Below are 23,114 nucleotides of genomic sequence, written 5' to 3' on the forward strand. Positions count from 1 at the left end.
CGGCTTTCAATATCACCTGTTTCACGCAGTTCTTTCTGCCAGCGTGATAAAGTCTGCTGACTGATTCCTAAATTTGTAGCACAGCCCTGCAGTCCTAAGGTCTTGTGATCATGATAATACTGGACTGCATCCAGCTTAAATTGTTTGTCATAGTGCTTTGCCATAATGAGATCCTCCTTCAGTGCGGTACCTACATTGTACCATAATTTTTCTTATAAGGAATTCTCATTTTGACTTGTACTATTTATATTCTAACACCAAGTGAACAGCATGAGATTTTAGAAAAATGTCAAGTTTTACGGGAATACAGTCAGTTTATTGACACGGTACAGAAATACCAGGTTTTGGAAATAGACGAACCATATAAAAGGGCAATCCGGGAATGTATTGAAAAAGGGATTCTTGCTGACTATTTGAAGCGAAAGGGAAGCGAGGTTGTAAATATGTTGACAGCAGAATATGATTATGAGATGGATATTGAGGTACAGAGAGAGGAGGCTTTTGAGAACGGAGAAAAAGTAGGAATAGAAAAGGTTAACCAATTATATACCAAATTAAAACAACTTGGAAGAACCGATGATATTTTGAAAGCAATAGAGGACGCTGAGTATCAGAAAAAATTACTTGAAGAGTACAAGATTATATAAAGAGACAAAAAGTAAGGGACTGAGTTGGTGTTTGAGAAATAAATACAGAGAGTATTGAAAAACGATACTCTCTGTAAAGCATTTCTTTATCTCATAAATTCATTAATGACGTGTAAAACGCCGTCCTCATCGTTGGATTTTGTAATATAATCTGCGCTTTCTTTGACGAGAGGCTGGGCATTTTCCATGGCAACTCCAAGTCCGGCGTATTCAATCATTGTCAAATCATTATAACCGTCCCCACAGCAAATCATAGAGTCGGCAGTCAATCCAATACTGTTTAACAGTTTCTGCAGGGAATGTGCCTTATCAATACGCTGTGGCATGATTTCCAAGAAAAAAGGCTCTGACAGATAAATATTTAATTGAGAGTGGAAATGTGATTTCACCGTTTCCAATGCCTTTGCGATTATTTCTTTGTTCCCCGTACCGAGCAGTTTATTGACCGGAAAAGTGATTTCAGATAAAAAGTCATCTGTCTGTACAATCGGCATCTGATTGATGCGGGATTCCAATTCAGTAAATTGGTTTGTTTTCATACCGGATAAAATATGTGTGTCCGTGTAAGTGAGCAAATCCATATCATAGGATTTGAGCATTTCGTAAATCGGTCGGATAACTTCCGATGGAATCGTTCTGTTATACAGAAGTTCTTTGCTTCGGCAGTCAATAATTCTGGCGCCGTTGAAAGATAAAATGTAACTGCCGTATTTTTCTAAATGAAGTTCTTTTGCCAGCGGCAAAATTCCCGGTGTGGGACGGCCGGAGGCGAGAACAACTTTTTTTCCCTTTTCCTGAATATCAATTAACGCCTGTTTCGTCGGCTCTGTAATTTCTTTTTTTGAGTTTGTCAGTGTCCCGTCTAAGTCGAGAACAAGAATCTGATAGTCCATAATTTCTCCTAGCGTAATTTTTGTAATGCTTCCACAATCTCAGGAAATTCCATGCTGTGAGAAGCTTTTACCAATATGGTATCCCCTTTTTTCACGATAGAATGCATCTGTGAAAGAAATTCTTCTTTTGTGGCGAAATAAAGTGTTTCGCTTTTTGATGTAACGGAGTTTGCTCCATTTACAAATTCCTGTGCAAGTGTTCCGATACAGCAGATAAGGTCAGTTTCCTTTTTGGCGGCATATACACCCACTCCGTAGTGGAGTGCTTTTTCATCTTCGCCAAGTTCGCCCATATCGCCTAAAATGGCAACCTTGCGTCCAAGAGCGTTAGAAAGCACGTCCAAAGATGCTTTCATGGATACCGGATTTGCATTATAGCAGTCATCGATAATAAGAAAATCGTCCGTTTCAATCAGATTATTTCTTCCGGAAACGGGAAGAAGACTTTCTATTCCTTTTTGGATTTCTTCGTTTGTTAAGCCGAGACTATATCCGACGCACGCTCCGGCAAGCGCATTATAAACCATGTGTGCTCCAGGAAGGTGAATGTTTGCATTTACTGTTCCGTTTGGAAGATGAAGTATACATGAAGTTCCCTTTAATCCGAGAGAATGCACGTCAGTTGCATAGTAATCGTGACGCTCTGTCAGACCGAAGAACACAGGAGTAATTCCTTTTACATTTTGTACTGTAATTAATTTATCGTCATCGCCGTTTAAAATAATCTGTGCCCCGTCACGCATAAAGTCAAACATTTCTGTTTTGGCACGGAGAACTCCGTCACGGTCAATCAAGTTTTCCAAGTGACAGAAACCGATATTTGTGATGACGCAGATGTCCGGGCGGGCAACTTTTGCGAGGCGGTGCATTTCCTCAAATTCATTTATACCCATTTCCAAAACGGCAACTTCGTGTTCTTCACGGATATTGAAAATCGTTAAAGGAAGCCCGATTTCATTGTTGAAATTTCCCTCTGTTTTTAGTACGGAATATTTCTGTTCCAGAACTGAGGCAATCATTTCTTTTGTACTTGTTTTTCCCACGCTTCCCGTAATGCCTACGACTTTAATGTCGAGGGCAAGCCGGTAATATTCTGCCAAATCTTTTAACGCCTGCTCGCAGGATTTAACAAGAATATAAGAATAAGGTACATCTCCCAAATCTTTTTCGGATAAAGCACATAAAGCGCCGTTTTCCATAACCTGTGGAATAAAATCGTGTCCGTCCACTCTCGCGCCTTTTATGGCAACAAAAAGAAAGTCCTTTTCAACTTTTCGGCTGTCGATGGCGACACCGCTCACTTCCAAAGAAAGTTTAGTTGAATCTCCGAAATATGTACCGCCACAGGCTGTGGCGATTTCATGTAAAGACATATTTTTCATGAAAAGACTCCTTTCTAGTTATATTTTTCCAATGATTTCTGAATGATCAGTTCGCAGAGGTCACCGTAAGAAATACCGGCTGCCTGTGCTTCCTTCGGTAAGAGACTTGCGGAAGTCATTCCCGGAAGACTGTTTACTTCAAGACAGTAAATTTCTCCGTCCTCTGTTAAAAGGAAGTCGGCGCGGGAATAAACGTCTAATTTTAATGCAGCAAATGCTTTTTCGGTTGCTTCCTGCATTCTTTTTGCGATTGCATCATCAATATGCGCCGGACAGATTTCTTCCGTGCAGCCTGCCTGATATTTGTTTTTGTAATCAAAGAAGTTTGATTTTGGAATGATTTCAATAACAGGAAGAGCCTTTCCGTCAATGATACCAACTGCAAATTCACGTCCTTTGATGTATGGTTCGATAATGATTTCGTCCTCATATTTGAAGGATTCTTCCACGGCAGTTTTGTATTCTGCCTCTGTCTGTGGAATGTATACGCCGATACTCGATCCTCCGGAGCAAGGTTTTACGACAACCGGAAGGGAAAGTCCCAACTCATTGAACGGTGTATCTTTGTCGGCTTTTTTTAACCACATTCCGGCAGGTGTAGGAACACCGGACATTTTGAAAATCTGTTTCGTAACTCCTTTGTCCATTGCCAATGCGCTTCCGAGAGAATTTGGCCCTGTATATTTGATGCCAAGAATGTCGAATGTGGCCTGTAATTTACCGTTTTCTCCAATGTCACCGTGAAGTCCCATAAAGACAATATCTGCCATACGGCAAAGTTCGATAACATTTGGCCCGAGTAAAGATGGAGACTGGTCAGGGCGGGACGCTTTTACCGCCTCCAAATCAGGTTCCGTTGTTTTGATTCCCTCCGCGATTTCAAGACCGCTGTTTTCCAAAGTGAATACTTCCGCCAATTTGTCAGAATCATATTCTAATCCCATAAATGCGTCTAAAAGGAACACATCGTGCCCTCTTTCTTTTAATATACGGCAGATACCTGCACCCGAGGAGAGAGATACGTCTCTCTCTGTGCTGAGTCCGCCTGCTAATACGATGATTTTCATAGTGTAATCTCCTTTATTGCTCTTTTAAACTCATTTGATTTAATAAATCTTTTTTCACTGTATATAATTTCTCTGATAAATCTACATAGACACGGTGCGGATAGACAAGACGTTTGGTTTCGTCCCAAAGCGTCTCTTTTTCCTTGCGGCAATAGTCTGCGATATCCATAACGGACGGTGTTTCGTATACGCAGGCACCGTTGATGAAAATCGGTTTTAATAACTCACGAACTTCGTAAGTGCCGCCTTTTAATAATGTCTTTTTCCATGTATCTACCGGATCGAAGAGAAGTAAATCTTCTTCACAGTTTATCACTTCGTCCGCAAAACAGATTAAATCTGCCTTGATTTTTCCGGTTGTCTTTTCGTAAATGCGGAAAATGGTTTTGTTGCCCGGATTTGTGATTTTCTCTGTATTTTCCGATAATTTGATTTTAGGAATAAATTCTCCGTCCTCATTTTGAATGGCGGCAAGTTTGTATACACCGCCAAACGACGGACAGTCTTTTGAAGTAATCAGATGCGTTCCAACACCCCATGAAGTGATGGCTGCCCCCTGCATTTTCAAGTCGTGAATCAGATATTCGTCCAAGTCGTTGGACGCAGAGATGTATGCGTCCTCAAAACCGGCTTTATCTAACATTTTTCTCGCCTTCTTAGAGAGGTAGGCAAGATCTCCGCTGTCCAAACGGATTCCGTAGTTTTTCAATTCCATGCCGGACTCACGCATTTCCTTAAAGACACGAATGGCGTTTGGCACGCCGGATTTTAATGTATCGTAAGTGTCCACAAGAAGACAGCATGAGTTAGGGTAAAGATCTGCATATTTCTTGAATGCAGTATACTCATCAGGAAAACTCATAATCCAACTGTGGGCGTGTGTTCCGCTGATGGCAACTCCAAATTCTTTCCCTGCAAGCACGTTAGATGTAGCGGCACAACCGCCAATCATTGCGGCTCTTGCACCATACAGCCCGGCATCAGGTCCCTGAGCACGTCTTAAACCGAACTCAAGAACACGGTCATTTCCTGCGGCAAACGTGACACGGGCAGTTTTTGTCGCAATAAGCGACTGATGGTTGATGATATTTAAAATGGCCGTCTCAACCAACTGTGCTTCCATAATCGGTGCGATTACTTTAATTAAAGGCTCTTTTGGAAAAACAACCGTTCCTTCCGGAATGGCATAAATGTTTCCGCTGAAATGAAATCCGCTTAAATAATGTAAGAAATCCTCGCTGAATATATTTAAACTGCGAAGATACTCCACATCTTCATAAGAAAAGTTCAAATTTTTGATATATTCGATTACCTGTTCCAGCCCGGCGGCAATGGAATATCCGTTGTTGCATGGATTTGAGCGGAAAAACATATCAAAAACAACAACATCATTTTCTCCGCTTTCAAAATATCCCTGCATCATTGTTAATTCATATAAATCAGTTAATAGGGTAAGGTTTCTTGTATTCATCATTTTTATCCTTTTACCTTCAATCTTTATTTTTACAGGTTATTATTTGTATGACAAAGCATACTTATTTCATTATACCATTAAATAAATAAAAATGTAACGTTAAATGAAAAAATGCAGCATTACAATAGTGCTGCATTTTTTTTGATTGTTTCCTGTATAATGTTTTGACAATATGCCCCGAAATGTTTCTGGTCTTCTCGGTCTAAAGATTTGTAGTCAATAGGTTTTCCGTATTCGAGAACAACGTGGGTTTTTCTGATTTTTGGAAAATGATTTTCAAAAATTTCTGAAGTGTTGTTCATGGAAATCGGGATAACCGGACAACCGGTCTTTGTCGCAATTTTTAGCGCTCCGTCTTTAAACGGAAGCATGCTTAATTCTTCCCCTTTATTTCTCGTTCCCTCAGGGAAAATACAGATAGAAATTCCCTGTTTCACATAGTCAATGGCAGTGAGAATAGTTTTTAGGCCTTCCTTTGCATTTTCACGGTCAAGGAACAGACAGTAAAGATTTTTCATCCAGTCTCTTAAAAGAGGAAATTTCAACATTTCTTTCTTTGCCACATATCCGGTCAGACGCTTACAGCGGGAGTAGGTAAGAAGAATGTCAAAAAAACTTCTGTGATTGCCGATAAAAAGGACAGGTTCATCGGGAATATTTTCTTCTCCGATAACAGTTACTTTCACACCGGTAATCCAAAGGATAAGTTTGAATGCACCCTGCACAATGCGAAGAGAACTGTAATCTTTCGCTTTGCGGTTAAATTTCCCAATAATCCATTCCACAATAAGAACGGGGATAAATAGGACTAAAAATAAAATAACGGTTGTGGAAACCAATATAAAACGTATCATAACGCAAATCCTTTCTAATATCTTCCATATAAATGAGATAATTCCAGCAGTTTTTCCGCCAGTTCATCGGTCAGTGTCTCTTTTTTATAACGCCATGACCAGTTATCCATTGCCACACCCGGACAGTTCATACGCCCTTCGTTTCCGATGCCAAGTGCGTCCTGCAAAGGGAAAATCGCATAGGTGGCGATTGTACCGAGACAGGTGCGGATAAAATCGAAATGGACAGAACTTCCGTCCGTATTCATATAGCGGCGGACTTTGTCACGCGCCGTTTCGCTGACTGCTTCGTACCAGCCTTTTGTCGTATTATTATCGTGTGTTCCGGTGTAACAGATACAGTTTGTTGTAGTGAACTGGTGTGGAAGGAAACTGCTTTCCGTCTCAGACTCAAAGGCAAACTGCAGCACTTTCATGCCCGGAAAATGAAAACGGTCGCGGAGACGCTCCACTTCAGGAGTGATTACGCCCAAATCTTCAGCGATAATTGGCAGATTTTCCCCGAGCGCTTTTTCTATGGCGAGAAAAAGGTCTTCTTTTGGTCCCGGCTTCCACTTGCCATTGACTGCTGTCTCTTCTCCGTAAGGAACCGACCAGTATGCTTCAAATCCACGGAAATGGTCAATTCTTAAGTAATCTGAAAGCCCAAGTTGATTTTGTATGCGGGAAATCCACCACTTAAATCCTGTCTTTTTGTGAGCGCTCCAATTGTAGAGGGGGTTGCCCCAAAGCTGCCCCGTCTCCGAAAAGTAATCAGGCGGAACACCTGCTACCTCTATAGGAAATCCTTTACTGTCCAACTGGAACAACTCTTGATTTGCCCATACATCTGCGCTGTCCAGAGAGACAAAAATCGGAATGTCCCCGATAATCTGAATCTTTTTTTTGTTGGCGTATTCCTTTAACGAATACCACTCTTTAAAGAAAATAAATTGGACAAACTGATGGTAGCGGATTTCTTTTGCAAGAGAATTTTCAAGTTCCTTTACAAAGAGTTTGGAAGGGGAGCGGTATTCTTCCTCCCATTCAAGCCAGCTCTGTCCGTTATGCACTTCTTTACATGCCATAAAAAGAGCGTAATCGTCTAACCAGAAACGGTTGTTTTCGTAGAAGGAATCATATTCTTCCAAAAGCATCTTATCCGCGGTATGGCAGTAGTTGGCGTAAGCCTTGTGCAAAATTTCTGTCTTCCACACAATAACGTCACCGTAATTTACTTTTTCTCTGTCGGTACACGGACAATTTTCCAAATCTTGTTCCGTTAAAAGTCCAAGTTCTTCTAAGTGTTTTGGGCTTATTAACAAAGGCTGACCTGCAAACGCTGAGAAACTCTGATAAGGAGAGTCTCCGAATCCGGTCGGTCCGAGAGGGAGAATTTGCCAGAGATGCTGACCTGATTTTTCCAAAAAGTCTGCGAAACGATATGCCTCATCACCCAAATCTCCGATACCGTAAGGCGATGGGAGGGAAGTTGGGTGCAGCAGTATGCCGGATATACGTGCAGGCGGCTCGTATGTTTTTTCTGCTGTCTCAAAAATCATAGTTCTTTCCTTTCTATGCTTTTACATGATAAAGAATATTATACTAGAGGGCACATAAAAAGACAAGGAAGATAATAAGATATAGGGAGTAAGCGGGGGAGAGAACCTGATGAAAAAAGCAGTTCTTTGCTTCATCTGTATTGGCATACTCGTTTTGTATACAGGGTGTTGTGTAAAAAAAAATCAGACGGAAAAAGGGAAAGAGGCAAAGTTTACGATCGTAAAGGAAGAATTGATACCGGAGGAGTTAGAATCGGAGATAAAAAAACAGAAGGGAAAGCCGTTCAGACTGACTTATGAAGATAAAGGAATGCTCTATATTGCAAGGGGATATGGTAAGAAGGCTACTACCGGTTACAGCGTAAAGGTGAAAAAATGTGAAGAAACGGAAAATACAATTTATTTTCACACGAATTTAATCGGACCGTCCAAACAGGAAGAGATAGTGAAAAAGGCGAACAATCCGCATATCGTGATTGCACTTCCCGTTTCAGATAAAACGGTCATATTTGAGTAGGAGGGATTTTATGGAATTTATGAAAAAACAGATGCATGTAAACTGCATGGAAAAGGGAATTACAGACCAGTTTTTTGTGGACGATGATTACAACGTTCCTGATGCCAAGAGAGACATTTCCAAAATTGTCATGAGCAAAGGTACAGCGAAAGTGGAGGAGATGAAGCCGCTTGAGAACTATATTCGGGTGACGGGAAATGTATATTTTCAAATCTTATATGTGACTGAGGAGGGAGAAACAAAACTTACCTCTTTAGAAGGAAAATGTCCTTTTGAGGAAATGGTATATGTGGAAAACGGTGCAGAGGACGGTACATATACAGTGAGGAATCTTCGCACGGAGTTTACCGTATCCATGATTCATTCACGCAAACTGAGCATTAAAGCGATGGTGGAACTGGAAATCGGAAAAGAAATATCGGAGGATACTTCTCTGACAACAGATATAGAAAGTGAAGATACTCTATATAAAAAGAAAAAAGAGCATCAACTTTTGCAGTTGCATACGGGCAAGAGGGATACATATAGGATTAAGGAGGAAGTGATTCTGCCGGGAACAAAAGAAAATATCGGAACAATTTTGTGGACCGATATATCCAATCGAAAACTGGATACAAAACTGGAAGATGATGCGCTGTGTTTATCGGGAGAATTGAGTGTGTTCTGCCTGTATGAATCTCCGGAAGGGAAGGCGGACTGGATAGAGCAGGCCGTTTCTTATGAAGGGCGGGTAAACTGTTCCGGAGTGGAGCCGTCCATGTATCATTACATCACTGCGGATCTGGACGAAGTAAACGTGGATATGCGGACGGACGAAGACGGAGAAATGCGTTCAATCGGCATTGAGGGGACGCTGAATTTAAAAATTGCCGTTTATGAGGAACAGACAGTGGAAGTGCTGGAAGATGTCTATTCTCTCCGGCACGAATGTAACCTGAAAAAAGAAAAAGTGCGAAACGAGGAACTAATCCTGCAGAATCATTCCAAATGTAAGTTATCCGAGCAACTTTCCCTGCCGGAACTTAAGGAGGATATTTTGCAGATTTGCCATAACAGTGGGGAAGTGCAGGTACAAAAAATGGAGAGGGCAGAGCAAGGCATTCAGATTGAAGGAATACTGCACTTACAGTTTTTATATGTAAAGGAAAGCGATGAAGTTCCATTTGACACATGGCAGGGAATGATACCGTTTTCCTATCTGATTGAATGTGATGAGATGAATGAGGATACGGTATATGACATAAACTATGGGTTAGAACAACTTTCCGTGTCCATGCTTGGAAGCGGAGAGGTGGAAGTAAAAGCCGTTTTGGCATTTCACAGTTTTATCCGCCGGCAATTATGGCAAAATGTCATTACAGATATGGAAGCGCTTCCGTTTGACATGGAAAAAATCGGTAAGGAGCCGGGAATTACAGGATACATTGTAAAAGAAGGTGATGAGTTGTGGGATCTGGCAAAACAGTACAGAACAACGACAGAGCGTATACAGGCGACAAACGGATTAAATAATGGTGAGATAAAAGAGGGAGATAAGATATTGATTTTTAAGGAAAACATGAGTATACTTTAAGTATAATGTATACAAGATACAAAAGAAAATGGAAGGAGTACCGTATGGATAAAGTAGAATTAAAAGCATTGGCGAAGATAAATTTAGGGCTTGACGTTCTGGGAAGAAAGGAAAACGGCTACCATGACGTACGAATGGTTATGCAGACAATTTATCTCTATGATGATGTTTTGATGCAAAAGACAGAGAAAGAGGGAATTCATTTAGAAACAAATCTGTTCTATCTTCCGGTCAATGAAAACAATATTGCATATAAAGCAGCGAAACTGCTAATGGACGAATTTCATATCGAGGGAGGCGTGTCCATTCGGTTAAATAAATTTATTCCCGTATCAGCGGGAATGGCGGGAGGAAGTTCCAATGCGGCAGCAGTATTATTCGGCATGAACAGAATGTATGAACTCGGACTTTCCCAGAAAGAACTTATGGAGAGGGGAGTACAACTGGGAGCAGACGTGCCTTACTGCATTATGCGTGGAACAGTTTTGGCAGAGGGAATCGGTGAGAAACTGACTCCGCTGCCTGCCCTTCCAAAATGCTATGTTCTTGTGGCAAAACCGCCTGTCAGTGTTTCAACAAAGACGGTCTATGAAAAATTAGACGCGCTGGATATTGTAAACCACCCAAACATTGACGGTATTTTAGAGGGACTTGAGGAACAGAATCTGGAAAAGATAGCATCTAACATGGGAAATGTTTTGGAGGAAGTGACTATAGGCGACTATCCGGTTATTGAAAAGATTAAACAGACGATGAAAGATGCGGGGGCCTTAAATGCCATGATGAGCGGAAGCGGTCCGACGGTTTTCGGTATTTTTACGGACAGAAAGGCAGCGAAACATGCGTATACGGAAATACGCAGAAAGAGACTGGCAAAACAGGTCTATGTAACCAATGTGCATAATACGAGAGGAAGATAAATATGGAAACAAATTTTCAGGTAAATATGAATGAGTATCTGCCACTTCGCGATGTTGTTTTTAATACATTGCGTCAGGCAATTTTAAGGGGAGAGTTAAAGCCGGGAGAGCGGCTTATGGAAATTCAACTGGCAAATAAACTTGGAGTAAGCCGTACACCGATTCGTGAGGCGATAAGAAAACTGGAACTGGAAGGGCTTGTTTTAATGATTCCAAGAAAAGGTGCGGAAGTTGCGGAAATTACCGAGAAAAGTCTTCGTGATGTGCTGGAAGTGCGCAAGGCTTTGGAGGAACTGGCGGTAAAACTGGCATGCGACAGAATGACAAAGCAGCAGATGAGTCAGTTGAAAGAGGCGGCAAAAGAGTTTGAAGAAACGTTAAAAACAAATGATGTTACAAAGTTTGCCGAGGCGGACGTGAAATTCCACGATGTGATTTTCATGGCGACAGATAATCAGCGTCTGATTCAACTGTTAAATAATTTCAGGGAGCAGATGTATCGTTTCCGTGTGGAATATTTGAAGAAAAAATGTTTTCATTCTATTTTAATTGCGGAGCATGAGGATATCATTAACCGCATTGAAAAACGCCAGAAAGAGGAAGCGGCGGAAGTAGTGTGCCGTCATATTGACAATCAGGTTGAGGCGGTAATTGATACGATTCGCACAAAAAAATAGAAAAATGTATAACCTTTTCAAAACAGGTAACACTCTGACTAAGAAAGAGAGGTTACATAAAATGGAAAAGGAAAGAAAATGGATTTGTGCCGCAGTTGCAATACTCATCGCAGGGATTGTAACGGGAATGACAATTTACAGACAGTCTGTCTTAGTGGAGGCAAAGGTAGAAAAGACACAGGAAAAACTGGCGGAAGAAGTGCTTCGGTTTCACGTTCTGGCCAACAGCGACAGTGAGGAAGACCAGCAGTTAAAGATGAAAGTAAAAGAGGCAGTTATCGCATATATGAAGCGGGAATTGCCGAATGCCGAAAGTGTGGAAGAGACAAAGGAGTGGACAGGCAGTCATGAAAAAGAGCTGGAGGAAGTTGCCGGCAGGGTCATTTCCGAGGAGGGATACACTTATCCGGTGAAGGCTGAACTGACGGAAAGTTATTTCCCTCAGAAAACGTACGGGGACGTGACGTTTCCGGCGGGAGAATATGAGGCGCTTCGCATAGAAATAGGAAAGGCGAAGGGACATAACTGGTGGTGTGTGCTTTATCCGAATCTCTGCTTTGTGGACGCAACAAATGCAGTAGTGCCGAAAAAGAGTAAGCAGAAGTTAAAATCCGTATTGGACGAAGAGGAATACGAGATGGTGACAGCTACATCGAAATTTAAAATCCGGTGGTTCTTTTTTGGCGGGGAATAAAGAAGAATAGAGGAAGAATATGACAGAATTTTTGGTAAAGCATTTTGTAAAAAGGTACGAATATGTAGAGGAAGTGTCGGTGAGAACGGCATATGGTGTATTATCAGGAGTTATAGGAATTATTTGCAATATAATTCTATTTGTCGGAAAGGGAATTATCGGCTTGCTGATGCACAGTGTATCTATTCTGGCAGACGCCTTTAATAATCTTTCAGACGCGGGATCTTCCATTATCAGTCTGATTGGGGTGAAAATGGCGAGTAAACCGGCAGATGAGGAACACCCTTTTGGGCATGGAAGAATAGAATATATTTCCGCATTAATTGTATCTTTTCTTGTTATTCAGGTCGGGCTGACCTTTTTTAAAGACTCTGTTGGAAAAATCATGCACCCGGAACAGTTGAAATTTCAATGGATTTCCATTATTGTTTTGGTTCTTTCCATTGGCATGAAACTGTGGCTTGGAGCATTTAACAGAAAACTGGGGAAACGGATTGATTCCAAAGTACTTCAGGCGACGGCGACAGATTCTATGGGTGATGCGATCACAACGTCAGTTACCGTTCTTTCCATTTTATTTTGGAAGATAACAGGGGTGAATATTGACGGAATCGTAGGTTTAGTTGTATCGGGAATTGTCATCTGGGCAGGTATCGGCATTGCGAAAGACACGGTGGAGGCGCTTATCGGACCGGCAATCGACCCCGAGATTTTCCGACAGATTACTGAGTTTGTGGAAGGATATGAAGGAATTGAGGGAACACACGATCTGATTGTACATAATTACGGACCGGGAAGGAGCATGGCATCTATCCACGCGGAAGTACCAAATACGGCGGACATAGAAGTGTCCCATGAAGTCGTGGATAAAATTGAGAGAGACGCACAGAAATTTTTGGGCATTTTTCTTGTCATTCATATGGACCCGATAGAAACGAAAAATGAAAGTGTTTTAAAGATAAAAGAAATGGCAAACGCAAAAATAGAAGAGATTGATGATAAAGTGTCCATTCACGATTTCCGTGTGGTGGAGGGAAAACAGGGAATCAATCTGATTTTTGATATGGTTGTCCCTCATGAGTATGATAAGGAAAAACAGGTGGAAGTGAGCAATACTTTGAGAAAAGAGTTGCAGGAGGTTGACAACAGATACCAGTGTGTGATACACGTAGAGAAAAGTTATGGAGGAATGTAATGTATTCGATAAAAGAGCGGGTGCGCTACAGTGAGACGGACAAAACAGGACATCTGACTTTGACAGGCATTGTAAATTATTTTCAGGATTGCAGTAATTTCCAGTCGGAAGAACTTGGAGTAGGCATGAAATTTTTAGACGAGCATCATCATGGCTGGATACTTTCCGCATGGCAGATTATTGTGGAGCGGTATCCGAAACTTTGTGAGGAAATCGAAGTTGGCACATGGCCTACGGCATTTAACGGACTGTATGGAACGAGAAATTTTGTCATGAATGACAAACATGGGAAATGTGTGGCATATGCAAACTCTATCTGGGTTTTCATGGATACAGAAAGAAAACGTCCGGCAAAACCTTCCAAGGAAGATATAGAAAAATATGAGACAGAGCCGGAACTTCAGATGGAATATGCGCCGAGAAAAATCGTTCTGCCGGAAACATGGGAAGAAAAAGAACCGTTTTCGGTGCAGAAAAGTGATATAGACACAAACGGTCATGTGAATAACAGCCGTTACGTTCAGATGGCGCTGGAAGTGGCGGACGAAAATATGGCGGTGGTGCAGATTCGTGTAGAATATAAGAAATCCGCATTATATGGGGACAAGATTTTCCCGAAAATGCACAGTGAAGAAAGAAAAGTAACAGTAAAACTTTGTGATGCAGAGGATAAAACTTTTGCGGTTGTGGAATTAACAGGAGAAGAAAAATGATGAAATTAGGAAAAAAACAAGTATTGACTGTAGTAAAAAAAGTGGACTTTGGAGTGTATCTCGGCGGGGAGGAAGAAAAAGTGCTTCTTCCAAAGAAACAGGTTCCGGAAGGCATTGAATTGGGAGATCCCGTGGAAGTGTTCTTATATAAAGATTCGGACGACCGTCTGATTGCGACGACAAATGAGCCGAAACTGACACTCGGGGAACTGGCTGTTTTAACTGTGGCAGATGTGGGAAGATTCGGTGCATTTTTGGACTGGGGATTGGAAAAAGATTTGTTTTTACCTTTCAAACAGCAGACGGCAAAAGTGCAAAAAGGGGATAAGTGCCTTGTCACACTTTATATTGACAAAAGTGAACGTCTCTGTGCGACAATGAAAGTGTACGATATGCTGCGCAAAGACTCTCCGTACCAAAAAGATGATATGGTAGAGGGAATCATCTACGACAGAAGTGATGAATTCGGTCTGTTTGTGGCGGTGGATAACCGGTATTCCGCACGTATTCCGAAGAAAGAAGCGTATGGTAAATTATTTGTCGGTATGGAAATTAAAGCGCGCGTCACAGCGGTGAAGGCTGATGGAAAATTGGATTTAAGTGTCCGCGAAAAAATTCCTGCACAGATGGACAAAGATGCAGATTTAGTGTGGAAAACAATCTGTGAATACGATGGAGAACTTCCGTTTACGGATAAGGCTGATCCGGAAATTATTAAGCGTGAGTTGAACTTAAGCAAGAATGCATTTAAGCGTGCGGTGGGACGCTTACTGAAAGAAGGGAAAATCGAGATTAGAGAAAAAACCATTGCAATTAGGGAAAGATAATGTATAATGTAAACAGATGAAATTGAAGATGAAAGGAGTGTACGGGTATGAGAATGAAAATACAGAACATTACAAACATTGAAAAGTTTTTTAGTGTTGTTGATCAGTGTAAAGGGAAAGTAGAATTAGTAACAGGTGAAGGGGACAGACTTAACTTAAAATCAAAACTTTCACAGTATGTTTCTATGGCGAACGTTTTCACAAATGGAGAGATTCCTCAGTTGGAATTGATTTCATATGAGCCGGAAGACACAGATAAATTACTTGATTTTATGATGAACGGCTAAAAAAGAGCGAATGCTCTTTTTTTTTCTTTTCATATAGTCAAAATGAACAGATTTTAAAGAAAGAGGACAGATATGAAATTTGCACATTTGCACGTCCACACCGAATATAGTTTGCTGGACGGTTCAAATAAGATAAAAGAATATGTGGCTAGAGTAAAAGAACTGGGTATGGACAGTGCTGCGATTACCGACCACGGCGTTATGTTCGGCGTAATTGATTTTTACCGTGCAGCAAAAGCTGAGGGAATTAAACCTATTTTAGGCTGTGAAGTGTATGTGGCGCCTCAGTCCAGATTTGATAAGGAAGTGGGGACAAGAGAGGACAGATATTACCATCTTGTTTTACTTGCGGAAAATAATAAAGGATATGAAAACTTAACAAAAATCGTTTCTAAGGCGTTTGTGGAAGGTTATTATTACAAGCCCCGTGTGGATTATGAACTGCTGGAGCAGTATCATGAGGGGATTATTGCCCTGAGCGCCTGCCTTGCGGGTGAAGTACAGAAAAACTTACTGCGGGGTATGTATGAGGAGGCTGTTAAGTCGGCAAAAAGATATGAGAAGATTTTTGGGAAAGGCAACTTCTTTTTGGAATTGCAGGATCACGGTATACCGGAGCAGGCGACGGTAAATCAGAGGTTATTGCGATTGTCACAGGATACGGGCATAGAATTGGTTGCTACAAACGACGTACATTATACGTATGCGGAAGATGAGAAACCTCATGATATTCTCCTCTGTATTCAGACGGGTAAGAAATTACAGGACGAGAACCGTATGCGTTATGAGGGTGGGCAATATTATGTGAAATCTCCGGAAGAAATGGCGGAATTGTTCCCCTATGCTCTGCAGGCGCTGGAAAATACACAAAAAATAGCGGACAGATGCGATGTGGAGATTGAGTTTGGAGTGACAAAACTTCCGAGATATGACGTCCCTTCGGGATATACTTCGTGGGAGTATCTGAACAAGTTATGTTTTGACGGGCTTGCGTCACGCTATCAGCCCGTGACGGAAGAACTGGGAGAACGGCTGACATACGAATTGAGTGTCATTCAGAAGATGGGATATGTAGATTATTTTCTTATCGTCTGGGATTTCATTAAGTATGCGAGAGATAATGATATTATGGTCGGACCGGGGCGAGGTTCGGCGGCGGGAAGCATTGTGTCTTATTGTCTCGGCATCACGGACATTGACCCGATCCGTTATCAGTTACTGTTTGAGCGTTTCTTAAATCCTGAGCGTGTTTCCATGCCCGATATTGATATTGACTTCTGTTTTGAGAGAAGACAGGAGGTTATTGACTATGTTGTGAGAAAATACGGTGCGGACAGAGTTGTACAGATTGTTACTTTCGGTACGATGGCGGCGCGGGGAGTTATCCGTGATGTAGGACGTGTTATGGATTTACCTTACGCCTTTGTGGACACCATTGCGAAAATGATACCGACGGAATTAAATATGACGCTGACAAAGGCGCTTTCTGTAAACCCTGAACTAAAGAAAGTGTATGAGGAAGATGCCGAGGTAAAAGAACTGATTGATATGTCGCTTCGTCTGGAAGGGCTTCCGAGACATACGTCCATGCATGCAGCGGGTGTCGTTATCAGTCAGAAACCGGTAGATGAATACGTTCCGCTGTCGCTTGGAGCGGACGGTGCGGTGACGACACAGTTTACGATGACGACTCTGGAGGAACTGGGGCTTCTGAAAATGGATTTTTTGGGGCTTCGCACTCTTACCGTTATTCAAAATGCAGCAAAACTTGCAGAAAAAAGCAGCGGTCATAAAATTGACATGCACAAAATCAATTACAATGACAAAGAAGTACTCGAGTCCATTGGAACGGGAAAAACAGATGGAATATTCCAGTTGGAAAGTGCTGGAATGAAAAACTTTATGAAAGAGTTGAAACCGCAGAATCTGGAAGATATTATTGCGGGAATCTCCCTGTATCGTCCGGGACCTATGGATTTTATTCCTCAGTACATCAAGGGAAAAAACGACAGGGGCTCCATCACATATGACTGTCCGCAGTTAGAGCCGATTTTGGAATCCACATACGGCTGTATTGTCTATCAGGAACAGGTTATGCAGATTGTGCGTGACCTTGCCGGATATACACTGGGAAGAAGCGATTTACTCCGACGTGCCATGTCGAAGAAAAAGGCTGACGTGATGGAGAAAGAGCGTCAGAATTTCGTTTACGGAAACGAAGAAGAGGGTGTTCCGGGCTGTGTGGCAAACGGTATCACTGAGGAAACGGCAAATAAAATTTATGATGAGATGATAGATTTTGCTAAATATGCGTTTAACAAATCCCATGCGGCTGCATATGCGGTTGTCGCCTATCAGACGGCATATTTAAAATATTACTATCCGGTAGAATTTATGGCTGCTCTGATGACATCTGTTATTGACAATCCGGGAAAGGTTTCGGAATATATTTATGCCAGCAGACAGATGGGGATTCATATCCTCCCACCGGATATTAACGAAGGAGAAGGAAACTTTTCCGTTGACAACGGAAATATCCGTTATGGTCTGGCTGCCATTAAAAGTATAGGGCGCCCTGTAATCGAGGCTATTATTACAGAACGTGAAATTGGTGGTAAATATCAGAATCTGAAAAACTTTATTGAGCGTCTTTCAGGAAAAGAAGTGAATAAACGTACAATTGAGAACTTTATTAAGGCGGGAGCATTTGACAGCCTTCCGGGAACGAGAAAACAGTTGATGATGATTTACATTCAGATTTTGGATCAGGTCAATAAAGACAGAAAAAATTCAATGAGTGGACAGATGTCACTGTTTGATTTAGTCGATGAGGAGCAGAAAAAAGAATTTGACATACCGCTTCCAGATGTGAAAGAGTATGAAAAAGAAACGATGCTTGCCTTTGAAAAAGAAGTGCTTGGCGTGTATGTAAGCGGACACCCAATGGAAGAATATGAAGAGTTATGGAAGAAGAGTATTTCCGCTACGACAATGGATTTTCAACCGGGCGAGGAAACGGGACGTTCTAAAGTGCGGGACGGCTCAAAAGAGATTATAGGCGGTCTTATTGTCAACAAGACAATTAAATATACAAAAAATAACAAGGTTATGGCATTCCTGACGATAGAAGACCTGCTCGGAACAGTGGAAGTCGTTATTTTCCCAAAGGATTATGAGAAAAACAAACTGTATTTGGAGGAAGACAGCAAAGTATTTGTAAAAGGGCGAGTTTCGGAGGAAGATGAAAGAGCGAGTAAGTTAATATGTGAATCCATCGTTCCTTTCCGGGAAATCAAAAAAGAATTGTGGATTCAGTTTCCGGATAAAAAAACATTTCTTCAGGAAGAAGAGCAGTTGTATCGTATGATAAGCGGCTCGGAGGGGAATGATACTGTTGTAGTATATTGTCAGGCGGAAAAAGCGATAAAAAGGCTTCCGGTGAACCGAAATATCGGTATAGATTCGGTGATTTTAAGTAGATTAACGAATTATTTTGGCGAAAAAAGGGTAAAAGTGGTAGAAAAAGCCATTGAAAAAACAATATAGGTATTGTAGAATAAAAAAGATAGGAATATCGGATTTGATGAATAAAAATAAGAACAGATAGATGGAGGAATCGAAGATGGCAAATCACATTAAAACAATCGGCGTTTTAACAAGTGGTGGAGATGCACCGGGAATGAATGCAGCAATCCGTGCAGTTGTAAGAACAGCATTAGGAAAAGGACTTAACGTACAGGGAATCAGACGTGGATATCACGGACTTTTGAATGAAGAGATTATCAATATGACTGCCCGTGACGTATCTGACATTATTCAGAGAGGTGGAACAATTCTTCAGACAGCACGCTGCAGCGAGATGCGTACGGAAGAAGGACAGAGAAAGGCAGCGGGAATCCTTAAAAAATACGGAATTGACGGACTTGTTGTTATCGGAGGAGACGGTTCTTTCGCAGGAGCTCAGAAACTTTCTAATTTAGGAATTAACACAATCGGTATTCCGGGAACAATCGACCTTGATATCGACTGTACAGAGTATACAATCGGATTTGACACTGCTGTAAATACAGCGATGGAAGCTATTGACAAAGTGCGTGACACATCAACATCACATGAGAGATGCAGTGTTATCGAAGTTATGGGAAGAGATGCCGGATATCTTGCTTTATGGTGCGGTATTGCCAACGGTGCAGAACAGATTCTTCTTCCGGAAGAACACGATTACGATGAGCAGCAGATCATCAAGAATATCGTAGAAAACAGAAAACGCGGTAAAAAGCATTATATCATTATCAATGCGGAAGGTATCGGCGATTCGATCAACATGGCTAAGAGAATTGAAGAGGCAACAGGAATGGAAACAAGAGCGACAATTCTCGGACACATGCAGCGTGGAGGAAGCCCTACCTGTAAAGACAGAGTATTTGCTTCTATTATGGGTGCTAAAGCAGTTGACCTTTTATGTGAAGGAAAAACAAACCGTGTTGTAGGATTCAGCCATGGAGAGTACATTGACTTTGATATTGACGAAGCATTAAATATGAAAAAAGAGATTCCGGAATATCAGTATAAAATTGCAAAAGATTTATCAATTTAGGGAACATTCAGAGAAAGATTGCACTTGAAAAAGTGCAGTCTTTTTTTCTCCCTTGCAATATGGAGGGAGAATGGGTACAATAAAAGGTAATGACAAAATTTCTGAAAGGGGATTATAAATTTGAGTATAGATTGCAGAAAAGATGCGCCAATCGGTGTGTTTGATTCGGGAGTAGGCGGACTTACGGTAGTGAAAGAGATTATGCAGAACCTTCCGAATGAGAATTTAGTATATTTTGGGGATACTGCCCGTGTTCCTTACGGAAGCAAATCGGTGGATACAATTATTCGTTTTTCAAAGCAGATTGTCCGGTTTTTACAGACAAAGAAAGTAAAGGCGATTGTGATTGCCTGTAATACGGTGAGCGCTCTCGCTTTGGATATTCTCAGGCAGGAGACGGATATTCCGATTATCGGTGTTGTAAAACCCGGCTCAAAAGTTGCCGCGGAAGTGACGGAGAATAAAAGAGTGGGGATTATCGGAACAGAAGCAACGGTGAAAAGCGGAGTGTATACACAATTTATCCAGCAGTACAAGCCGGATATTGAAGTACTTGCGAAAGCATGCCCGCTGTTCGTTCCGCTTGTGGAAGAAGGATTTGTGGACAACCGCATTGCGCGGGAGGCGATAGATTATTATTTGCATGAGATGAAACAGTCGGGAATTGACACGCTAATTTTGGGGTGTACACATTATCCATTGCTGTATAATCCCATTATGGCGTATATGGGAGAGGGAATCCGCCTTGTAAATCCTGCTTATGAGACAGCGTTGGAATTAAAACAATTATTAGAAGAAAAGAATTTGGAAAATGTATCGCAGGAGGCGGGGAAAGTTCCTACTTATGAATTTTATTCCAGCGATGCTCCGGTACGTTTTAAAACATTTGCAAATGCGGTTCTTCCATACAGTGTTGACTGGATTGAGCATATTAATATAGAAGAATTTTAGGAGAGATTATGACAAAAGAGGTATTAATCAACATAACAGGGATACATATGGATATGATAGAGAAAGGGGAAGAAGATGAACCAGTTGCAGTCATTACTCCTGCTAACTATTTCAAAAAAAACGGAAAACATTACATCATTTATGACGAAGTTGCGGAGGGTATGCCGGGAGTTACGAAAAATACGATAAAGATTACAGGCGACAATATGATAGAAATCATGAAAAAAGGGCTTACCAATACACATATGGTGTTCGAAAAAGGCAAAAACCATATGACGGGTTACGGTACACCTTTTGGACAACTTGTAATGGGAATTCGCACAAAAGATTTGCATGTATCAGAAACGGAAGAAGAGATTGGGGCATCGATACTTTATCATTTAGAAGTAAATGAAGAGGCGGTTGCCGAGTGCAGAATCAAAATCCGTATCACACCGAAAAGTGCGGGAATCGAGATATAAAAAATAGATTGCGTTACGCAATCTATTTTTCTTTTCTAAATCTTGAGAAAAATCCTTTTTTCTTAACCGGAACTTCAAGTCCGCCTCTTGCCCCTTTTACTTCAGTGATGTAAATACCGCTTACCACAACTTTTACCTCTTTTTTGATAGGTAAAATTGGGAATACAGATGCATCACACATTAAAGTCATAATCTTTGGTCCGATTTTCGCTTTAACAACCGGAACTTTAGATCTGCGAAGATATTTTGGTGTGTTCTCGATGACAACTGCCGGGAATCCGGCTTCTTTTAACTTCATTCGTTTTTTGTCAATAATCAGCATGGAAACCGTCTGTGCAGCAGCGTCCAGTTTTTCCTGTTGTTCTGCCTGACGTTTTTCTGCCTTTTTACCAAGAAAGTATAACACGACCAAAACGATTGCTAATACAACTACAATGATTAATAGTATTTTAACTGCTAAACTCACAATAGCCCTCCTGATAATAATTTCTATGTAATTACCTATTTACACTTGTAATATTGTAACATTGATTTTCTGGAAGTGCAAGTCATCTTTAGTGAAAACAGGGGAAAAATAGGACATAAAAATAAAAAGATTATGAAGTTATGGGAAAACTCTTTAAAAGAAAGCAAATCTGTGGTATAACGAGAAAGTATGGCTTTACCAAAAAACAAAAATAGAGATCAAAGGGGTAGGACGATGAAAAAGCAAAGAGTAATTGCAGCAATGCTTACACTGTGTCTTGTAGTTTCAGCAGTAGGTTGCAGTAAAAAAGAAATCTCAAATGAGTATGTAAAAATTTCGCAGTACAAAGGAGTAGAGGCAGAAAAAGTTACTCCAAACGAGGTGACAGAAGACGACATCACAAATTATATTAATGCAAAGATGGCTGAACAGACAAAAGATGTAACGGACAGAGAATTAAGAAAAGGCGATCTTGCACAGTTTGAATATACGGGGAAATTAAAATCTACGGGAAAAGTGTTTGATGAAGGAACATTGACACTGGGCAACGGAGAACAGTATGTAGACGGTTTCGAGGAAGGAATCTACGGACATAAGTTAAATGAAACATTTGATTTGCCAATCAAATTTCCGGAAGGATACGGCGGAACAGAGCAGCCGGAACTTTCAGGAGCAGATGTAATTTTCACAATTAAAATTACGGGAATCAAAGAAAAAGCATACTCAGAATTAAATGACGAGTTTGTTAAAGCAGTTTCCGAAAAATCAAAAACTGTTGAAGAGTACAAAGAAGAAGTAAAAAAAGAAGTAGAAAAAACAAATAAAGAACAGGCAGAGGCAGAACTTCGTGATAACGCATGGAATGCAGTCTTAGAAAATGCAGAAATTAAAAAATATCCTGAAAAGAGATTAGAAGAAAAACAAAAAACAATTGAAGAGCAGTTCAAAAAACTTATAGAGCAGTCATATGGTCTTTCTTATGAAGACTATTTAAAACAGAGCGGACAGTCTGAGGACGATTTCAAAAAACAGGTAAAAGAAATGTCCAAAGAATCTTTGAAACCTGCTTTAGTAGCCGAATTAATTGCAAAAGAAGAAGGACTTGAAATATCTGACAAGGAAATGAAAAAAGAAATGAAAACTTTTGCAAAAGAAAACGGATATCCTGATGTGGATACTCTTGTTGAATTAAACGGAGAGGATATGGTAAAAGAGGCTATTCTTCAGAATAAAGTCATGGAATGGGCTGCTGACAACTGCAAACAAGTAGAAAAGAAAAAAGAAAATAAACAAGACGAGAAAAAAGAAGAAAATAAAGAAGGAAATAAAGAAAAAACAACAAAATAGTTGAAGATGAGGAAGGGGGTGTCGCAAAATC

The 23,114-nt window shown here is 40.9% G+C and carries 22 protein-coding genes and 1 pseudogene; 15 read left to right on the forward strand and 8 right to left on the reverse strand.

Annotation, left to right across the window (positions count from 1 at the left end; genetic code table 11):
- A partial coding sequence (locus ACYQ35_RS01990) for a transposase (RefSeq protein ID WP_459829704.1) occupies positions 1–164 on the reverse strand: 164 nt, incomplete at its 3' end.
- Between the two features lie 93 nt (positions 165–257).
- Between ACYQ35_RS01990 and ACYQ35_RS01995 the strand changes: the two are divergent.
- Positions 258–647 (forward strand): annotated as a pseudogene (locus ACYQ35_RS01995) (hypothetical protein); the annotation flags it as partial.
- Between the two features lie 86 nt (positions 648–733).
- On the opposite strand, the gene ACYQ35_RS02000 reads toward ACYQ35_RS01995, so the two are convergent.
- The 6 genes from ACYQ35_RS02000 to malQ form a co-directional block, all read right to left on the reverse strand.
- The gene (locus tag ACYQ35_RS02000; protein ID WP_459829671.1) at positions 734–1,540 is read right to left on the reverse strand and encodes a Cof-type HAD-IIB family hydrolase; all 807 of its coding nucleotides are present in this window, start codon (positions 1,538–1,540) and stop codon (positions 734–736) included.
- Positions 1,541–1,548: 8 nt separating this feature from the next.
- Positions 1,549–2,922 carry a UDP-N-acetylmuramoyl-tripeptide--D-alanyl-D-alanine ligase gene (locus tag ACYQ35_RS02005; RefSeq protein WP_459829673.1) on the reverse strand — a complete coding sequence of 458 codons (1,374 nt, stop codon included), beginning with the start codon at positions 2,920–2,922 and terminating at the stop codon, positions 1,549–1,551.
- 14 nt (positions 2,923–2,936) lie between these two features.
- Positions 2,937–3,989 carry a D-alanine--D-alanine ligase family protein gene (locus tag ACYQ35_RS02010; protein WP_459829676.1) on the reverse strand — a complete coding sequence of 351 codons (1,053 nt, stop codon included), beginning with the start codon at positions 3,987–3,989 and terminating at the stop codon, positions 2,937–2,939.
- A 13-nt stretch (positions 3,990–4,002) separates the two neighbouring features.
- Positions 4,003–5,460 carry a nicotinate phosphoribosyltransferase gene (locus ACYQ35_RS02015; RefSeq protein WP_040449724.1) on the reverse strand — a complete coding sequence of 486 codons (1,458 nt, stop codon included), beginning with the start codon at positions 5,458–5,460 and terminating at the stop codon, positions 4,003–4,005.
- 122 nt (positions 5,461–5,582) lie between these two features.
- Complete coding sequence (locus ACYQ35_RS02020; RefSeq protein WP_459829678.1) at positions 5,583–6,317, reverse strand: lysophospholipid acyltransferase family protein; 735 nt, start codon at positions 6,315–6,317, stop codon at positions 5,583–5,585.
- Positions 6,318–6,331: 14 nt separating this feature from the next.
- On the reverse strand, positions 6,332–7,858 hold the full coding sequence (gene malQ, locus ACYQ35_RS02025) for a 4-alpha-glucanotransferase (protein WP_009462111.1): 1,527 nt from the start codon (positions 7,856–7,858) through the stop codon (positions 6,332–6,334).
- Positions 7,859–7,967: 109 nt separating this feature from the next.
- Between malQ and ACYQ35_RS02030 the strand changes: the two genes are divergently transcribed.
- From ACYQ35_RS02030 to ACYQ35_RS02090, 13 genes are all read left to right on the forward strand, one after another.
- The gene (locus ACYQ35_RS02030) at positions 7,968–8,375 is read left to right on the forward strand and encodes a protease complex subunit PrcB family protein (protein ID WP_009462109.1); all 408 of its coding nucleotides are present in this window, start codon (positions 7,968–7,970) and stop codon (positions 8,373–8,375) included.
- Between the two features lie 10 nt (positions 8,376–8,385).
- Positions 8,386–9,948, forward strand: a complete 1,563-nt coding sequence (locus ACYQ35_RS02035) for a DUF3794 and LysM peptidoglycan-binding domain-containing protein (RefSeq protein ID WP_009462107.1) — start codon at positions 8,386–8,388, stop codon at positions 9,946–9,948.
- 44 nt (positions 9,949–9,992) lie between these two features.
- On the forward strand, positions 9,993–10,868 hold the full coding sequence (gene ispE / locus ACYQ35_RS02040) for a 4-(cytidine 5'-diphospho)-2-C-methyl-D-erythritol kinase (protein ID WP_009462105.1): 876 nt from the start codon (positions 9,993–9,995) through the stop codon (positions 10,866–10,868).
- A gap of 2 nt (positions 10,869–10,870) precedes the next feature.
- Positions 10,871–11,545, forward strand: coding sequence for a GntR family transcriptional regulator (locus ACYQ35_RS02045; RefSeq protein WP_009462102.1), 675 nt, complete (start codon positions 10,871–10,873; stop codon positions 11,543–11,545).
- A gap of 61 nt (positions 11,546–11,606) precedes the next feature.
- Positions 11,607–12,239: a stage II sporulation protein R gene (spoIIR, locus tag ACYQ35_RS02050; RefSeq protein ID WP_009462100.1), complete on the forward strand. Its 633-nt coding sequence runs from the start codon at positions 11,607–11,609 to the stop codon at positions 12,237–12,239.
- A 19-nt stretch (positions 12,240–12,258) separates the two neighbouring features.
- Entirely contained in the window at positions 12,259–13,434 is a 1,176-nt protein-coding gene (locus tag ACYQ35_RS02055) for a cation diffusion facilitator family transporter (protein WP_459829686.1), read from the forward strand.
- Positions 13,434–14,147, forward strand: a complete 714-nt coding sequence (locus tag ACYQ35_RS02060; protein ID WP_459829689.1) for an acyl-[acyl-carrier-protein] thioesterase — start codon at positions 13,434–13,436, stop codon at positions 14,145–14,147. The genes ACYQ35_RS02055 and ACYQ35_RS02060 overlap by 1 nt, the downstream gene beginning before the upstream one ends.
- Entirely contained in the window at positions 14,147–14,974 is an 828-nt protein-coding gene (locus ACYQ35_RS02065; RefSeq protein ID WP_040449728.1) for a S1-like domain-containing RNA-binding protein, read from the forward strand. The genes ACYQ35_RS02060 and ACYQ35_RS02065 overlap by 1 nt, the downstream gene beginning before the upstream one ends.
- 53 nt (positions 14,975–15,027) lie before the next feature.
- Positions 15,028–15,261: a hypothetical protein gene (locus tag ACYQ35_RS02070; RefSeq protein WP_040449730.1), complete on the forward strand. Its 234-nt coding sequence runs from the start codon at positions 15,028–15,030 to the stop codon at positions 15,259–15,261.
- 72 nt (positions 15,262–15,333) lie between these two features.
- A complete protein-coding gene (locus ACYQ35_RS02075; RefSeq protein ID WP_459829692.1) occupies positions 15,334–18,807 on the forward strand; it encodes a DNA polymerase III subunit alpha in 3,474 nt (1,157 codons plus the stop codon).
- Between the two features lie 76 nt (positions 18,808–18,883).
- Complete coding sequence (pfkA, locus tag ACYQ35_RS02080) at positions 18,884–19,858, forward strand: 6-phosphofructokinase (RefSeq protein ID WP_009462089.1); 975 nt, start codon at positions 18,884–18,886, stop codon at positions 19,856–19,858.
- Between the two features lie 120 nt (positions 19,859–19,978).
- Positions 19,979–20,809, forward strand: a complete 831-nt coding sequence (gene murI / locus ACYQ35_RS02085; protein ID WP_459829695.1) for a glutamate racemase — start codon at positions 19,979–19,981, stop codon at positions 20,807–20,809.
- Between the two features lie 8 nt (positions 20,810–20,817).
- Positions 20,818–21,270 (forward strand): YwiB family protein, encoded by a 453-nt coding sequence (locus ACYQ35_RS02090; RefSeq protein ID WP_009462085.1) that lies wholly within the window; start codon positions 20,818–20,820, stop codon positions 21,268–21,270.
- A gap of 22 nt (positions 21,271–21,292) precedes the next feature.
- On the opposite strand, the gene ACYQ35_RS02095 is transcribed toward ACYQ35_RS02090, so the two are convergent.
- Positions 21,293–21,736: a hypothetical protein gene (locus tag ACYQ35_RS02095; RefSeq protein ID WP_009462083.1), complete on the reverse strand. Its 444-nt coding sequence runs from the start codon at positions 21,734–21,736 to the stop codon at positions 21,293–21,295.
- Positions 21,737–21,970: 234 nt separating this feature from the next.
- Between ACYQ35_RS02095 and ACYQ35_RS02100 the strand changes: the two genes are divergently transcribed.
- Positions 21,971–23,083 (forward strand): FKBP-type peptidyl-prolyl cis-trans isomerase, encoded by a 1,113-nt coding sequence (locus ACYQ35_RS02100; protein WP_459829700.1) that lies wholly within the window; start codon positions 21,971–21,973, stop codon positions 23,081–23,083.
- Positions 23,084–23,114 lie beyond the last annotated feature (31 nt).

This window comes from Faecalimonas hominis (assembly GCF_054660755.1).

Bases quoted from the DNA above. Each gene is read 5' to 3' on its own strand.
- ACYQ35_RS02000 (WP_459829671.1), bottom strand. From the start codon at position 1,540: ATGGACTATCAGATTCTTGTTCTCGACTTAGACGGGACACTGACAAAC.
- ACYQ35_RS02005 (WP_459829673.1), bottom strand. From the start codon at position 2,922: ATGAAAAATATGTCTTTACATGAAATCGCCACAGCCTGTGGCGGTACA.
- ACYQ35_RS02010 (WP_459829676.1), bottom strand. From the start codon at position 3,989: ATGAAAATCATCGTATTAGCAGGCGGACTCAGCACAGAGAGAGACGTA.
- ACYQ35_RS02015 (WP_040449724.1), bottom strand. From the start codon at position 5,460: ATGAATACAAGAAACCTTACCCTATTAACTGATTTATATGAATTAACA.
- ACYQ35_RS02020 (WP_459829678.1), bottom strand. From the start codon at position 6,317: ATGATACGTTTTATATTGGTTTCCACAACCGTTATTTTATTTTTAGTC.
- malQ (WP_009462111.1), bottom strand. From the start codon at position 7,858: ATGATTTTTGAGACAGCAGAAAAAACATACGAGCCGCCTGCACGTATA.
- ACYQ35_RS02030 (WP_009462109.1), top strand. From the start codon at position 7,968: ATGAAAAAAGCAGTTCTTTGCTTCATCTGTATTGGCATACTCGTTTTG.
- ACYQ35_RS02035 (WP_009462107.1), top strand. From the start codon at position 8,386: ATGGAATTTATGAAAAAACAGATGCATGTAAACTGCATGGAAAAGGGA.
- ispE (WP_009462105.1), top strand. From the start codon at position 9,993: ATGGATAAAGTAGAATTAAAAGCATTGGCGAAGATAAATTTAGGGCTT.
- ACYQ35_RS02045 (WP_009462102.1), top strand. From the start codon at position 10,871: ATGGAAACAAATTTTCAGGTAAATATGAATGAGTATCTGCCACTTCGC.
- spoIIR (WP_009462100.1), top strand. From the start codon at position 11,607: ATGGAAAAGGAAAGAAAATGGATTTGTGCCGCAGTTGCAATACTCATC.
- ACYQ35_RS02055 (WP_459829686.1), top strand. From the start codon at position 12,259: ATGACAGAATTTTTGGTAAAGCATTTTGTAAAAAGGTACGAATATGTA.
- ACYQ35_RS02060 (WP_459829689.1), top strand. From the start codon at position 13,434: ATGTATTCGATAAAAGAGCGGGTGCGCTACAGTGAGACGGACAAAACA.
- ACYQ35_RS02065 (WP_040449728.1), top strand. From the start codon at position 14,147: ATGAAATTAGGAAAAAAACAAGTATTGACTGTAGTAAAAAAAGTGGAC.
- ACYQ35_RS02070 (WP_040449730.1), top strand. From the start codon at position 15,028: ATGAAAATACAGAACATTACAAACATTGAAAAGTTTTTTAGTGTTGTT.
- ACYQ35_RS02075 (WP_459829692.1), top strand. From the start codon at position 15,334: ATGAAATTTGCACATTTGCACGTCCACACCGAATATAGTTTGCTGGAC.
- pfkA (WP_009462089.1), top strand. From the start codon at position 18,884: ATGGCAAATCACATTAAAACAATCGGCGTTTTAACAAGTGGTGGAGAT.
- ACYQ35_RS02090 (WP_009462085.1), top strand. From the start codon at position 20,818: ATGACAAAAGAGGTATTAATCAACATAACAGGGATACATATGGATATG.
- ACYQ35_RS02100 (WP_459829700.1), top strand. From the start codon at position 21,971: ATGAAAAAGCAAAGAGTAATTGCAGCAATGCTTACACTGTGTCTTGTA.